Source organism: Exiguobacterium acetylicum, assembly GCF_022170825.1.
Taxonomy (GTDB): Bacteria; Bacillota; Bacilli; order Exiguobacteriales; family Exiguobacteriaceae; genus Exiguobacterium_A; species Exiguobacterium_A acetylicum_B.
The window spans coordinates 2,356,629-2,371,715 of sequence record NZ_CP081878.1; the positions used below are offsets into that span (position 1 = coordinate 2,356,629).

The window sequence follows — 15,087 nt, forward strand, 5'->3', positions numbered from 1 at the left end:
TATGTAGAAAATGAGTAGAGAGGTGGAGTCATATATGAGCGAACGTACGAATCAAATTAGTGATTTCTTGAAAGAACAAGGAATCGATCTAGCTGTCATCACTTCGAAGGCGAATGTCTTTTATTTCTCAGGAGTCTACGCTGAACCCCACGAACGTGTCATGGCGGTCCTCGTCGACGTAACTGGCAAACACGCATTATTTTGCCCAGCACTCGAAGCAAGCATCGTCGCAGCGAGTCCTTGGGAAGGAGACGTCGTGACGTATGAGGATCACGAAAATCCATTCGATCGTCTAGCTGAATTATTCGAGACATTCGAACACTCGAACAACCGGATTGGTATCGAAGGTGAACATATGACGTTCAGCCGCTACCAGGAGTTGAGTTCACGTCTCGAGAATGCAGCGATTCTCGATATCGGTGAGTCGCTACAAGGACTACGCTTGAAAAAAACACCAGAAGAGATTGTCATCCTTCAAGAAGCAGCACAACTTGCGGACGAAGCAATTGAGATTGGGAAACAAGCGATTCGTCCTGGAGTCACAGAAATGGAAGTCATCGCGAAGATCGAATATGAAATGAAGAAAAAAGGTGTCCGTGAGATGTCGTTCGATACGCTTGTCCTATTCGGTGCAAACAGCGCTGATCCGCACGGCGTGCCAGGCGATCGTGTCATCCAAGATGGCGACTTCGTTCTATTCGATCTAGGTGTCGTCTGGAAAGGCTATTGCTCGGATATTACGCGGACCTTCATTTATGGCGAAGCGAACGAGGAACAGAAAAAAATCTACGAAACGGTTCGTCGAGCACTCGAAGCTGCGACAGAAGCGAGTCAAATCGGTACGACACTCGGTTCATTAGATAAGGCAGCACGTGATGTCATTACTGAAGCTGGATACGGTCAGTACTTCACGCACCGCGTTGGTCACGGACTCGGCATCGAGGTTCACGAATTCCCGTCTCTTGCATCAAACAACTTACTGACGGCTGAAGCTGGTATCGTCTATACACTCGAACCAGGCATCTATGTCCCAGGAGTTGGCGGTGTCCGCATCGAAGATGATATTCATCTTACTGCTGAAGGTCCTGTTGCGTTGACACGCACACCAAAACACCTTCAATCGATTCCGTCTTCTTAAGTCAAAAACGATACGAAAACACCTAAGCTAGTCGATAGCTTAGGTGTTTTTCATGTTCATTTACGTGATTGATGGACGACGTTGACGCCACCTGTCACATCAAGAATTGCTCCTGTGATCATGCTCGATTCTTCTGCAAGTAAGAAGGAGATAGCCCGAGCGATGTCTTCTCCGACACCTGTTCTTCCGACTGGTGTCGCTTCATCTTGCTCCGCTTCAGAAATTCGCTTCGTTTTATTGTCACCGACGATATTTCCGGGATTGACCATATTGACTGTAATACCATGTTCCGCTTCTTCAAGCGCCACACTCTTCGTCAAACTCACCATACCGCTTTTAGCAGCCGCGAATGCTGCCCGGCATACCCACCCTGGAGCCGTTGCGCTTTCCGGAAAACCATAGGTGATGATCCGACCATATTCTTGCTCGCGCATGACAGGCAACACTTGACGCAACAACCAAAAACTAGCGGTCAGATTCCCAGTGATGACTTCATTCCATTCTTGATCGGTGTAATCGACTAATGCTTTCCGTTCAAAGATATAGGGTCCTGCATTAAGTATCAACGCATCGATTCGACCTTGTCCGTCAATCGCTTGTTGAGTTGCGCGCTTCAATTCTTCTTGGTTCGTCACATCTGCTTGAATCGTCACTAGATTCGGATGTTCGAACTCGGGTTCAGATCGATGAAACGCCGTTACTTTCCATCCTTCTTCCAGTAACTGGCGTGTCACTCGCTCTCCCAGTCCTTTTGTACCTGCCGTAATTAATGCGTGCCTCATCTTGGCATCGCCCCCTTTCACTGACTCCATCTTACGACGTAATCGAAAGGAAGGACAATTTTTAGAACTCGTTGAATGTTTCGTCCGCTTCCAATGAGAGAATGGTATAATTAGGGTGTACTCATCATATCGATTACGAAGGGATGGATTCATCATGGCAATCGTCTATCATAATGTACTTGTAGCAGTAGATGGCTCAAAAGAGGCAGAACGTGCCTTCGAGACGGCAATCGATGTTTCACTGCGAAATGATGCAAAACTCATCATCGCACACGTCATTGATACACGGACATTCGCAACAGTAGAAGCATATGACCGTACCATCACGGAACGTGCCGAGTCTTACGCGAAGGAATTGTTAGACGAATATGTCAAGACCGCTCAAGATCGCGGTGTACAGGAAGTCGAAGTGGCGATTGAATACGGTTCACCAAAAGTAACGATCGCAAAAAAACTCGCCCCTAATCACGATGCTGATTTAATCATCTGTGGCGCGACCGGTTTAAACGCTGTTGAGCGTTTCTTCATCGGTAGTGTCTCTGAGAGCATTACGCGTTATGCAAAATGTGATGTCTTGATCGTCCGTTTATGAACCACTCTTCTCTGAAACTGACCTGTCTTCCTAAAAAGGAAGACAGGTCTTTTGGCGCTCCATTCAAACAAAAAACCATCGAACCGATGTCCGATGGTTTGAAATCATTTGTATTTTACTGTGACCGTACGGCGACCCCAGTTGAATGCTTCTGAACGTGAGTAGTAAAGGATATCGAGCTTCTTGCCTTTGATGGCACCGCCAGTATCAGCAGCTGTATATGTCCCTTTTAACTTCCCTTTGTAATACACTTTGACTGTCGAACGAAGTGGGATGACACGTGGATCAACGGCTACGACTTTCTTTTTAGAGCTTTTGATGTTCCAACCAATTGCTGTCAGGTTACCACTACCTGGATCATACGGTGTATAAGCTGTCGCACTCACATTCGTGACTGTTTTCCAACCACCCGTAGATTGTTTTTTCGAACTGCTTGATGTCACGACTTTCGAGTAGCTTGCGCTGAGATAAGCTGTTTTTCCTTTGTAGCTTACTTTATACCAGTTACCCGTTTTTGCTTTGTACGATAATGTTTGATTCTTATATAGAAGACCGAGTTTTTTCGAAGAAGTAGTAGCTTTCTGACGAATGACTAGGCTATCGACTGTTGACTTGACGTTTTTCTTAGTTGCAGCTTCCGCTTGAAGACCTGCGAACGAACTGAGTGCTAACACGACCGTTAAAACACTTGCGAGCATTCGTTTCATCATGTATTTTCTCCTCCATCATTGTTTCGTGTTTGTTAACTGAGATTAATATACATGACAAAACGAGGTAGTGCCGTTACATATAGACCACAAAAACATGTCTGTACTATTACTTTTATGTTACAAATGACTCATTTTTTTAAGAAATCATCCTTTTTCGGGTTTATTTTTACAAAGATGACGATTCATTTTTTGTTATATGACAAACACCGTAACAATAGATTGTACGTTCGTATATTTTATTTTTAGATTGTACCCTAAAAAAGGATCGAATCGTCATAATAACGATTCGATCCTTCCGTAAGAATTATGCGTTTTGAGCAACCAATCCACCAACACGAACTGTATCGCGAGCAATCATCAATTCTTCATTCGTTGGAATGATGATGACTTTAACTGGTGAGTGTGGGTAGTTAATGAAGAGTTCTTCTCCACGAGCCCCGTTGTTGAGCGATGGATCCCAGTAAACGCCCATGAATTCAAGACCACGTAAGACACGCTCACGGATTGAATCTGAGTTTTCTCCGACACCTGCTGTGAAGATGATGGCATCAACACCGTTCATCTCAGCAGCGTATTGCCCGATGTAACCGTGAATACGGTTCGCGAAGATACGGAGTGCCATCTCTGAACGGTGGTTTCCTTCTTTCGCAGCCGTTTGGACATCACGCAAGTCACTTGAGAGACCTGATAAACCGTAGATCCCAGATTCTTTGTTCATGACATTCAAGACGTCTTCTGCTGTTTTCCCTGTTTTCTCCATCAAGAATGGAATCAAAGCTGGGTCAAGCGAACCAGAACGTGTTCCCATCGTAATCCCCTCAAGCGGCGTGAAGCCCATCGTCGTATCGATTGATTCGCCACCAGAAACGGCTGCGATCGATGCTCCGCTACCTAAGTGACACGAGATTAAACGGAGGTCTTTTAGTGGACGACCGAGTAATTCAGATGCACGTTCCGTAACGTATTTGTGGCTCGTTCCGTGGAAACCGTATTTACGGATACCGTATTCTGTATAGTAATCATACGGCAAGCTGTAAAGGAAGTTTTCTTCCGGCATCGTTTGGTGGAATGCTGTATCGAAGACCGCTACTTGTGGTACTTCTGGAAGCAATGCTTGGAATGCTCGAATTCCGATCAAGTTTGGTGGAATATGAAGTGGTCCAAGTTCTGTATACGACTCGATATCATGCATGACTTCGTCAGTGATCAATACAGAGTCAGCATATTTCTCTTTACCATGAAGAACACGGTGTCCAACACCTTTAATCTCATCATAAGAAGAGATGATTCCGAACTCCATCAATTTTTCGAGTGATAACTCGACTGCTTCTTTATGTGTAGCAAGTGGGAGAACATCTGTATACTTCTGTCCTTCACCATATTTAATCGTAAAGATTGCATCGTCTTTACCAACACGTTCAACGAGTCCGATTGCGATCATCGTTTCGTTCGGCATTTCGAGCAATTGGAACTTCAAAGACGAACTACCTGCGTTTACCGCCATAATTTTTGCCATGATTTTTCCCCTTTTCCATTTGAATCCAATGAACATTCACATCTGTTTAGGTTTTCTTCTATTTCTGTTCTACAACTAGAATAGTCAAATTAACGACAGATTTCAATCACTTTGCGTAATTCATTTTAATTCTGTGTTAATCCATTCATCGATCTGTTTCACCATACCGCCAAACGAACGGGCATCTGTGAAGGATGGCAACTCAGCAAGTAATGCTTGTTTCGGCATCTTCATGCCAGCTAAATGATTGCGAACGATCAAGTAGCTTTTTGCTGCCTGTTCTTGCTTGAACATCGTGAGTGGTAACTGCAAAATACCGATGACATGTGCTTTTGATTCGAAGTACTGTTTTAACTTTCCTTCAGTATCATGCTGGAACAGTCCGTTTGGAATGACGAAGACACCGAATCCACCTGGTTTGACGTATTGCATCGCTTGTTCGATCAACAAGAAATGACTATAGCTCATGCCTTCGTCTCGTTTCAAGATGTAAGAAGCAGCTGCCTCCTCATCCGGATAATAGCCGACAGGAAGATCAGCCATCGCAAGATCAACGGGATCAAGTAACAACGGTCGTAATGCATCTTGATGGGTATACGTGACTGGATAATCCAGCAGTTCCGTCACCGCTGCCGATAAACGGATCAACGTCTCATCCACCTCAACTGCTTCAGCGGATGTACCTGTTGAAAGCTGACTTAAGACAGCATGTAACATACCACCTGTTCCACTTCCTAATTCAAGTAGCCGAATGTCCTCCTTACCTACCAATTTCCCGATTAGATAACCAGCAAACAAAGCGACACTGTCTGGTGTCGGTAAGTGGTTCGGTTGTGCTTGTTTCATCCCTTCGAGAATAGCGAGGGATACTGCCTTGCGAATGACCTCTTTGTCTACATTTTCTGTGTGACGATCATTCAGTCGATCAATCACCGTCGTCAACGCTTCTAAATATGGCATATCGAGATCACGTTCGATTTGTTTTGTTTGACGTGTCAATTCCTTATATAACTTTTCTAACGGCTCCATGTACGTCATCCTCTCCAAAACGAAACGGCCCCCCGTATAGCGGGAGCCGTTTCTATCATTAGTTCCATTGTAACGCTTCAGCGGCGTTTGTAAACCATTCTTACTTCGCTTCACGCGCTGCAGCGAGTGCTGCTTCGAAATTGACTTCGTCTGTCGATTCTTCGAGGTATTCGACATACGTGATTTCGTTGTTCGAATTAAGAACGAAGACAGAGCGAGCAAGTAAACGTAATTCTTCGATTGCTACACCATACTGTGTACCGAATGAAAGATCACGGTGATCGGACAACGTTACGACTTGATCAAGACCGCTTGAAGCACACCAACGACGTTGTGCGAACGGAAGATCGTTTGAGATCGTCATGACCGTCACACCCTCGATCGTTGCTGCTTCTTCGTTGAACTTACGCGTCTGTGCATCACATACGCCTGTGTCGATCGATGGAACGACACTGATGATTCGAACACCTTGATATGTATCGCGTGTTACAGGTGATAAGTCGTTAGCAAGAACTTGAAAGTCAGGTGCTGTTTGTCCGACTTGAACAGACGTACCTTGCAGTGTAATTGGATTTCCTTTGAATGTTGCCATGTGAATTCCCCTTTTCCCCTGATCGGATATACTTTATTTTCTATTTAACTATAGGAATGATCTGAGAAGATGGCAAGCATTCTGCTACAATTCATGGTCTTCAGTATCCGTCTTTCCGAAAAACAGGTATAATGAAAGAGTTCATGAAACGCTTTCAAGGGGGAATTAACCATGGCTCGAAATAATGTCTACCTGTACTACCGAAATACACAAAGACACGAGACGCAGGTACGAAAGTTAATCGATGTCGGAACACGATACGGGTTGAATGTCGTCCAAGATCATCGACAAGCAAACATCATCGTTTCGATTGGTGGAGATGGAGCGTTTCTGCAAGCCGCACGTTTCACCGGTTTCCGTGATGACGCAATCTATGTTGGATTCGCCGAGGGACCAAACTCGTTCTATTGTGATTTCGATATCAATGACCTTTCCGCTGTTGAAGCCATCTTTAAGGAGACAGGTAATCGTGTCTCGGATGGTGAAATCGAAGTGCGTCGTTACCCATTGCTTGAGGCATCCATCAACGGTGGACCACCGATGCTTTGTCTAAACGAATGTTCTGTTAAGTCAAGCATCATCAAGTCACTTGCAATCGAAGTCTATATCGACGACTTCCTATTTGAGACATTCCGTGGGGATGGAATGGTCATCTCAACACCAACTGGCTCAACGGCTTATAATAAGTCGCTCTCAGGTGCAATCGTCGATCCGTTGATTCATTGTCTTCAAGTCAGCGAAATTGCTTCCGTCAACAACAACCGGTACCGGACGCTTGGTTCTGCATTCCTACTGAACCGCGGACGGAAACTCTCATTACGTATCATTGAGGACGGAAACGATTATCCGATCATCGGGATGGATAACGAAGCACTCAGTCTGACACGGACGGATTCAGTCGATATCCAGCTCTCTGAAAAAGAACTGAAAACCGTCAAATTGACGAACAATACATTTTGGCATAAGATTCAACGCTCATTCTTATGACAACAAAAAAATCTGCCTCCTCGGGCAGATTTTTTTGTTGCGTCTTCCGTTACGTCACCCCTTATACTCCAATAAAAGGAGGTACACAGATGACTTATTCTACTCAGGAAATCGCTAAACTTGCCGGTGTCACGAAGCGAACGTTATATCATTACGAGACAGTCGGGCTTTTAGTACCCCGGCGCACTGATACCGGTCACCGGTGTTACAGCAGGGAAGATCTTTTACGCTTGCAACAGATATTATTTTATCGTTCTCTCGATTTTCCACTGTCAGAAATCCAAAGGTTACTCACGCAACCTGATTCCGATCATCACACGATATTGAAAAAACAAATTACACTACTTCAAGAAAAAGCTTCGCATTATCAGACGCTCGCTCAACTCGCTGAACAGACATTACTCACTTTAAAAGGAGGAATCCCAATGAAAGACGAACAACTATTCCGCGGTTTACGTCACGACGAGATCGTTACGCATGAAAAACAACATGCAGAGGAAGTCGAGGAACACTACGGCGACACAGACGCCTATCGGATCAGCGCAAAAAGACAACAACAACGTACTCCGAATGAGAAAGAACAACTGAGCACCATGCACAAACAACTCGACCAACGCTTAACGATTCTTTACCGCGATGGACACAAGGCGACGGATGCAGACGTTCAACAAATCGTCAAAGAGCAACATGACTTCATCGACACGCACTATTATCCATGTGAATTATCTCTCTTTGCATCACTTGGTCAAATGTATGTGTCTGACGAACGATTCCGTGCCTATTATGATACGTATGCACCCGGACTATCTGCGTTCTATTCAGAAGCTATTTCACACTATGCAGAAGCAACATCAAACTAATGCTGCCTCTGCCTGATAGACGATTTTACCGGCTTGGACCGTCTCCACTAAGCGGTTATTCAAGATGGCTTCACCACGCAAACGATAGAAGTCTTGTTCAAAGATGACGAAGTCGGCATCGTAGCCTGGTAAGAGTAATCCTTTGCGTCCATGTGTTTCGGTCGCGAGATGTGGATTTTTTGTAAAGAGTAACAGTGCTTCGTACATCGATAACGTCTCATTCGTTTTATCGACACGTCCTGCCGTCCCTTCCGTCGCTGCATACAGGGAACGTCGGACATCGGGGTCAGAGATTGGCGCATCCGCTCCGCCGCACAACAGTGCGCCGGTCTCAGCTAACGAACGTAAACGATAACTCCAGTCAAGACGATTCAAGCCGAGGCGATCGACGATGAAGTCTGCATCGTCTAGTAAAAAGACCGGTTGGACGTCAATCAAGACTGGCAACTTCCGAATTCGCGCAAGCGTCTCCGGACGAACGACCGTCGCATGAATGATTCGGTCCCGCTTCCCTTTTGGCGCCGGATATTTCTCGAGCACCTGTACGAACCGCTCGATTGCTAAATCCCCGATAACGTGTGCCGCGACTGTAAATCCGTAACTACGTGCACGTTTGACGAGTTGCTCGAGCTGTTCTGGTGTATGCACTTCAATACCGCGTGTCGTCGGATCATCAGAATAGCCACGACCGAGTAGAGCTGTTCGTCCTCCGAGTGCGCCGTCGACGAATAGTTTCATCGCACCGATTGACATCGTTGATGGCAGAGTTGGCTGCTGTTGTACGAACTCATCGATGACAAGATGATGCACGAGTAGATGTGTATGGAAGCCTGTCTCTTCTGTCACTTCTTTATACGCTTGAAGGATTTCCGCGACATCTCCGTGATACGATAAATCTTCTGTGTGTGCCGCAATGATCCCATATTGATATAAGTTCTTAATCGCTGATCGAAGTGACGATTTATTTCGCTCTAAGTTTCCAGCTTGTAACGCATATAAAGGTTCAAGCGCCGCATCGTACAAAAATCCATCAGCTTCTCCGTTATCCGCTAAACCGATCTTTCCACCATCGATGACAGTCGATGCTTTATATCCGAGCTGTTGGAATAGGACATCATTGACAAGCGCAGTATGCCGGTCTGTCCGTTTTAATAAGGCAGGTGCGTCAGGAAACAACTGATTCAACCATGCTTTTGTCGGTGCACGATCAAGTTTCGTTTCGTCATATCCTTCCGCCACGTGGATTCCATTGATTGGTTCAGCCTTGAGGAAAGCTTGTCCTAATGTTTCAAGCGTCGCATAACGCGATGCATCGACACGGTTGATCGCTTCCCCGTAACCAATCAAATGAATATGTGCATCTGTGAAGGCTGGATAAACAGCTTTTCCGTTCAAGTCGTGAATCTGATCAATGCGTCTACCGAAACGACGGCGTAGTTTTCCCTCTTCACCCATCGCGATGATACGTGTCTCCTCGACGAACATCGCTGAATGGACATCCTCTTCATGTGCCATTGTACGAATCAATCCATTTACGTATAGTGTTCCCATTCTACTCACTCCTCTTTTTACAAAAATAGGGTGACCATGACGGTCACCCTGAATTGTCGATCCTGATTTAAACGTGCAGTGTTTCCTCTGGTGCACACGATCGTTTAATGCGTTCGATCGCGTCCGGATCGTATTCATTTAGGACACGTTCCGCTAAGACGATCGTTCGTTCATAGTCTCCCGCTAAGAACTTCGTTTCCGCGATCGTCAGCGACATATGTATCTCGTTGTCGTGGCGACGATATCGGTTCGCATACTGGACAAGCCGTTCTGCATACGTGACTTCGAACACTAATGTATCTAACCGTTCTTGCACATGTTTAAACGTTTCTTGGACGTCTTGACTTTGCGCAACGATTGATCGGACATTAAACGGTAACTCTTCGAGCCGTATCTCAAGCGTCTGTAGCGAACGATTCGCATTACGTAGCGCTTCTTCGACTTCCGTTGGCAAGTTCGGTAACCCAAGTCGTTTCAGACGAAGTCGTGTTTGCGAGAGTTGATGGCGCCATTCGACCATCCGTTCGCGAACTTCTGTCTCTTCTTTTCGAAGTGCTTGAAGTTCGACTGTAAAGCGTTCGTATTGAATCATTAACTGTTCTTCTAAGCGAATCGCATCGCGCATTTGATCTTCGAGCATACTGAAGGGAATGATTTTCCCAGCAATTGACTCATCGAGATCTTTTGCCGCTTCGAACAGTAGCTCTTCGTCACGCTGGATCGTTTCATAATGAATTCCAAGATCTGCTGAGATTTCATACTTTTCACGTAAAATGCTGAACTCTTGTGCTAACTGATGAATCCGTTCGCGCATCCGTAAGGCTTTTTGTTTCAAGGATTGGTTTTCTTTTTTTACTTGATGACGCGCATCAACTTCACGACGGAACGTATCATACATTTGATCAACGTCGGCTGATAACTGTTGAATCGCCTCTTCCAAACCATCGACTTCAAGTCTCTCGATTTTTTCAGCAAGACTCAAGCGTTGTTCCTCGAACCGTTTGATCTCCGATTGGAGACCGAGTGGCTCAAGTGGATAGCCATCTAATGACATTTCCTTATAACCCGCTCCGAGCTGATCAATTCGTTGACGCAATTCATGAGCGAGAATCTTCCATTGTTTCGGTACGAGCTCGACGAGTTGACGTGTCGTTGCTACTTCTTGTTCAAGCAACAAGCTTGTTTCATACGCCTTCGTCACTTCACCTGAAGCTTCGTACTGGCACATCTCATTCCAGTGCGCATCGATTTGTTCACTTCGTTCTTCCAGACGCGCGAGCGCCGGTCCGAATGAATTCGCTTGAATCAATAATGATTTCCGAACTTGCCCTGAATCAGCTTCACCTTGCGCTTTCAATTCGGCTAGAACCGATTGATTCGTTTTGAACGTCGACATCTCGACGAGCATCTCATCAATCAACCCTTCGAGTTCCACAATTAATTGTTCCGTTACTTCGAGGTCATTCTTGACGGCGATGAACCGATATTTATCAAGCGCTTCTTCCGCTCGGTAAAGTGTTTCATCGATTTGGGCGACGTGGACCGTTAGCAATTCTTCCCACGCTTGATGCCAGGAGCTGAACTTCGTCTCCGTCTCACCCGCCATCGGTAGTTGCTTTAAGTCCTGCAACTCCTTTGGAATCGATGCACTGACGATGCCTTGTTTTCGCATATCAAGTTCATCGATTTTCGTGTAGTATTTTTTTCGACTGATCATGCTAAATAGCATGACGAGTAATACGATGACGATGACCCCGATCACCCATGCCCACATTTGTCACGACCTCCACTCTGTCCTGCGACTTTAGATTTTCTCTAAATCGCAATAATCTTATCCTTATAATAGTATAGCGCAACCGTTTTGCATAGATTTACAAGGGCTTTTCCTGATTTCTTCCGCTCTTTTGAATCCTTTTTCCAAAAATCAATTGTTTGTCAGCCGCACGAAAACTCGTTAAACTAAAAAAAATACGCTTTTCACGGGAGGAATTTTTATTATGTTCGAAACGAAAACATATGAAGGTGACCGGACGAAACAATATGACATGCTTTCAAAACAACTGGATGCGTTATTAATGGGAGAAGAGAATCAAGTCGCGAACTTGTCGAATGCGAGCGCGCTACTCAATCAATTCCTCGATCGTATCAACTGGGTCGGCTTCTATTTGACAGATACGGAACAAAATCAACTCGTCCTCGGACCATTCCAAGGACTTCCCGCATGCGTCCGTATTCCTTTCGGTCGTGGTGTCTGCGGAACGTCAGCAGCAGAGCAAACGACGCAACGGATCGAAGATGTTCATCAGTTCCCGGGACACATCGCGTGCGATGCAGCTTCGAACTCAGAAATCGTCATTCCACTCGTCAAAGACGGTCAAACAATCGGCGTACTTGACATCGACAGCCCAGAGTTCAACCGTTTCGATGAAGTCGATCAAGCTGGTTTAGAAGCTTTCTGTACGACACTACTTCGTCATCTGTAATTCTGATTGACAGTCGATTGTCCACACCGTATACTTGTAAAAGTGCAGAAATGATAACGATAGCGGTCAAATCGCTTACGTATCACATTTCATGACTCGGTGAATAACCGGAGGGGCATCGTGTAACTTTGCTATCAAGCGAGGGTGCCACATCATGAAATGGGCGTAATGTGGGTTTGATGGCGTTATTATTTTTATGCAAATAATAACGAACAATAAGGAGGAGTCTTATTATGGCTCGCTATACAGGTCCAGCTTGGAAACTCTCACGTCGTCTCGGTATCTCACTTACTGAAACAGGAAAAGAAATCGCAAAACGCCCTTACGCACCAGGTCAACACGGTAACAGCCGTCGTAAAGTATCTGAGTACGGTCTTCAACTTCAAGCGAAGCAAACACTTCGTCACATGTACGGAGTAAACGAACGCCAATTCAACCGTATCTTCAACGATGCTGGCAAAATGCCTGGTATCCACGGTGAGAACTTCATGTTCTTACTCGAAGCACGTCTTGATAACGTCGTTTACCGTATGGGTATGGCTCGTACACGTCGTGCTGCTCGTCAGCTCGTCAACCACGGTCACATTCAAGTTGATGGACAACGCGTTGATATCCCATCATTCCGCGTGAAACCAGGTCAAACGATCTCAGTTCGCGAAAAATCGAAGAACTTTGTCGTTATCAAAGAAGCACTCGAAGTTGCTCCAGCAACTAAAGACTTCGTTACTTTCGATGCTGAGAAGCTCGAAGGAACATTCGTCCGTCTTCCTGAGCGTTCTGAATTGAACGATCAAATCCAAGAACAACTCGTCGTTGAGTACTACTCACGTTAATCGATTGTTCCAGCACTCACTTCGGTGGGTGCTTTTTTTGTCTGTTAATAAAATGTATACCTGGTCTTAAAAAAAGAGTGACGTCATTTATTTGTTTGTGTTAACCTATAAATATACATAGTTAACACAAATAGAAAAGAGGACTTCATTCATGAAAACAAGAGATTTAACGTTCATCGCCCTTGGTGCTGCCATCATTGCAGCCGTCAGTTCTATGCCACAAATCCAACTCGTCGGTGCTGTTCCGATCACACTCCAGATGCTCGCGATCATGACGGTCAGTGCGATCCTCGGTGGAAAACGTGGCGGACTCGCTGTCTTGATCTTCCTATTGCTTGCAGCAGCTGGTCTACCCGTTCTCGGAGGAAAAGGCGGACTTGCTCCGTTTGTCGGACCAACTGTCGGTTATTTGATCGCCTTTCCGATCGCCGGATTCTTCATCGGTCTCGTCGCCGAAAAAACACGTCGCTTCGTTCCCCTCTTCATCGGGATGATTGTCTTTGGACTCGGTTTAGTCTACCTGCTTGGAACATTCGGTCTAATGGCTGTACTTGATTTGTCGTTTAAAGATGCTTTTGCAATCAACTATCCCTTCGTCCTATGGGATACGATCAAAGCAGTCGTTGCAACGACAATCGCCGTTCGCTTGTTACCTCTCCGCTTATTCCGGACAGCTTAAAAAAACGCTCCCTGTGCATAAGACAGGGAGCGTTTCCTATATCATCAAGCATGCTCGACGACGAAGTATTTTTTCTTTCCGCGACGTACGATCGTAAAGCGACCGATTGCATCGGCTTCCGTGATTTCTTTCGTTAAGTCTTGCTCGCGCTCTCCGTTTAGGTAGATCGCACCGTTCGTAACATCTTCACGTGCTTGACGTTTTGACGGACTGATTTTTGCCTCAACGAGAACTTCGACGAGGTTCTTCGCTTCACCGAGCGTAAAGCGTGGCATCCCTTTGAACGCATCTTCAATATCTTCGACTTGCAGGGATTTGATATCTCCACTAAAGAGTGCTGTCGTAATACGCTGTGCTTGTGTCAGACCTTCTTCACCATGGACGAGAACGGTCATCTCTTCTGCGAGACGACGTTGCGCAACGCGCTTCTCTGGTGCTGCCTTGACTTCTTCTGCGAGCGCATCAAGTTCTTTGTGCGTTAAGAACGTGAAGTATTTCAAGAATTTAATAACGTCGAGATCGTCGACGTTGAACCAGAACTGGTAGAACTCGTACGGTGACGTTTTGTCAGCGTCTAACCAAACCGCACCACCAGCTGTCTTACCGAATTTTTGACCATCTGCTTTTGTGACAAGCGGTACCGTCAAACCAAATGCTTTTTCTTCATGACCCGCACGACGAATCAATTCCATCCCAGCTGTGATGTTCCCCCATTGGTCACTTCCTCCGACTTGAAGGCGGCATCCTTTGTCTTCGTAAAGTTTCAAGAAGTCAAACGATTGAAGTAACATGTATGAGAACTCAGTGAACGAGATTCCGTTTTGAAGTCGTGAGTCAACAGAATCTTTCGCAAGCATGTAGCTGACTGGGAAGTGTTTTCCGATATCGCGTAAGAAATCGATGATCGTCAAGTCTTTCGTCCAGTCCAAGTTGTTCGCGATTGTGACCGGGTTCTCTCCTTCAAGCGGTAAGAAACGCGACAGTTGATCTTTAATCCGGTTCGCGAATTCTTCAACGATATCAGATGTATTCAATGAACGTTCCGTTGCGCGACCGCTCGGATCTCCGATCATTCCCGTCGCCCCACCAACGAGACCTACAACATGGTGACCTGCTTGTTGGAATCGTTTTAAGACTAAGATTGGCAACAAGTGTCCGATATGCAACGAATCAGCTGTTGGATCGAAACCTGTGTATAGCGTCGTTGGTGTCTCGAGTAATGTCTTCAATCCTTCTTCATCCGTCATTTGGTTAATTAAACCGCGAAATTCTAAATCCTCTAATAACGTCATTGTGTCTCCTCCTAAAGTTCACTTTAAACAATAAAAAACCGTC

The 15,087-nt window shown here is 45.5% G+C and carries 15 protein-coding genes; 7 read left to right on the forward strand and 8 right to left on the reverse strand.

All coding sequences use genetic code 11. The annotated features are described in order from the left end of the window. Window positions 1-34: 34 nt before the first annotated feature. On the forward strand, window positions 35-1,138 hold the full coding sequence (locus tag K6T22_RS12400; RefSeq protein ID WP_238237557.1) for a M24 family metallopeptidase: 1,104 nt from the start codon (window positions 35-37) through the stop codon (window positions 1,136-1,138). A gap of 56 nt (window positions 1,139-1,194) precedes the next feature. On the opposite strand, the gene K6T22_RS12405 is transcribed toward K6T22_RS12400, so the two are convergent. After that, window positions 1,195-1,920, reverse strand: a complete 726-nt coding sequence (locus K6T22_RS12405) for an SDR family oxidoreductase (protein WP_238237559.1) — start codon at window positions 1,918-1,920, stop codon at window positions 1,195-1,197. A gap of 154 nt (window positions 1,921-2,074) precedes the next feature. Here K6T22_RS12405 and K6T22_RS12410 point away from each other — a divergent pair, with 154 nt between their 5' ends. Beyond that, the gene (locus tag K6T22_RS12410) at window positions 2,075-2,512 is read left to right on the forward strand and encodes a universal stress protein (protein WP_029342342.1); all 438 of its coding nucleotides are present in this window, start codon (window positions 2,075-2,077) and stop codon (window positions 2,510-2,512) included. Window positions 2,513-2,616: 104 nt separating this feature from the next. On the opposite strand, the gene K6T22_RS12415 is transcribed toward K6T22_RS12410, so the two are convergent. The 4 genes from K6T22_RS12415 to tpx form a co-directional block, all read right to left on the reverse strand. Next, a complete protein-coding gene (locus tag K6T22_RS12415) occupies window positions 2,617-3,222 on the reverse strand; it encodes a 3D domain-containing protein (protein WP_238237561.1) in 606 nt (201 codons plus the stop codon). 304 nt (window positions 3,223-3,526) lie between these two features. Further along, on the reverse strand, window positions 3,527-4,738 hold the full coding sequence (locus tag K6T22_RS12420) for an acetate kinase (RefSeq protein ID WP_238237562.1): 1,212 nt from the start codon (window positions 4,736-4,738) through the stop codon (window positions 3,527-3,529). Window positions 4,739-4,858: 120 nt separating this feature from the next. Next, the gene (locus tag K6T22_RS12425) at window positions 4,859-5,767 is read right to left on the reverse strand and encodes a class I SAM-dependent methyltransferase (protein WP_238237563.1); all 909 of its coding nucleotides are present in this window, start codon (window positions 5,765-5,767) and stop codon (window positions 4,859-4,861) included. Window positions 5,768-5,867: 100 nt separating this feature from the next. After that, the gene (gene tpx, locus K6T22_RS12430) at window positions 5,868-6,365 is read right to left on the reverse strand and encodes a thiol peroxidase (protein ID WP_152910982.1); all 498 of its coding nucleotides are present in this window, start codon (window positions 6,363-6,365) and stop codon (window positions 5,868-5,870) included. 165 nt (window positions 6,366-6,530) lie between these two features. Between tpx and K6T22_RS12435 the strand changes: the two genes are divergently transcribed. Continuing rightward, entirely contained in the window at window positions 6,531-7,346 is an 816-nt protein-coding gene (locus K6T22_RS12435) for an NAD kinase (RefSeq protein WP_023469054.1), read from the forward strand. An 89-nt stretch (window positions 7,347-7,435) separates the two neighbouring features. Then, window positions 7,436-8,206: a MerR family transcriptional regulator gene (locus tag K6T22_RS12440; protein ID WP_238237564.1), complete on the forward strand. Its 771-nt coding sequence runs from the start codon at window positions 7,436-7,438 to the stop codon at window positions 8,204-8,206. Here K6T22_RS12440 and K6T22_RS12445 read toward each other — a convergent pair. Both K6T22_RS12445 and ezrA read right to left on the reverse strand, forming a co-directional pair. Next, on the reverse strand, window positions 8,198-9,757 hold the full coding sequence (locus tag K6T22_RS12445; RefSeq protein WP_238237565.1) for an amidohydrolase: 1,560 nt from the start codon (window positions 9,755-9,757) through the stop codon (window positions 8,198-8,200). The genes K6T22_RS12440 and K6T22_RS12445 overlap by 9 nt on opposite strands. A gap of 67 nt (window positions 9,758-9,824) precedes the next feature. Further along, window positions 9,825-11,531, reverse strand: a complete 1,707-nt coding sequence (ezrA, locus tag K6T22_RS12450; protein WP_238237566.1) for a septation ring formation regulator EzrA — start codon at window positions 11,529-11,531, stop codon at window positions 9,825-9,827. Between the two features lie 223 nt (window positions 11,532-11,754). On the opposite strand from ezrA, the gene K6T22_RS12455 reads away from it, so the two are divergent. From K6T22_RS12455 to K6T22_RS12465, 3 genes are all read left to right on the forward strand, one after another. Beyond that, window positions 11,755-12,240 (forward strand): GAF domain-containing protein, encoded by a 486-nt coding sequence (locus K6T22_RS12455; protein ID WP_053454051.1) that lies wholly within the window; start codon window positions 11,755-11,757, stop codon window positions 12,238-12,240. A gap of 233 nt (window positions 12,241-12,473) precedes the next feature. Next, window positions 12,474-13,073, forward strand: coding sequence for a 30S ribosomal protein S4 (rpsD, locus tag K6T22_RS12460; RefSeq protein WP_023469059.1), 600 nt, complete (start codon window positions 12,474-12,476; stop codon window positions 13,071-13,073). A gap of 151 nt (window positions 13,074-13,224) precedes the next feature. Then, window positions 13,225-13,752 (forward strand): biotin transporter BioY, encoded by a 528-nt coding sequence (locus tag K6T22_RS12465; protein ID WP_238237569.1) that lies wholly within the window; start codon window positions 13,225-13,227, stop codon window positions 13,750-13,752. 44 nt (window positions 13,753-13,796) lie between these two features. On the opposite strand, the gene tyrS is transcribed toward K6T22_RS12465, so the two are convergent. Next, window positions 13,797-15,044: a tyrosine--tRNA ligase gene (tyrS, locus tag K6T22_RS12470; protein ID WP_238237570.1), complete on the reverse strand. Its 1,248-nt coding sequence runs from the start codon at window positions 15,042-15,044 to the stop codon at window positions 13,797-13,799. Window positions 15,045-15,087 lie beyond the last annotated feature (43 nt).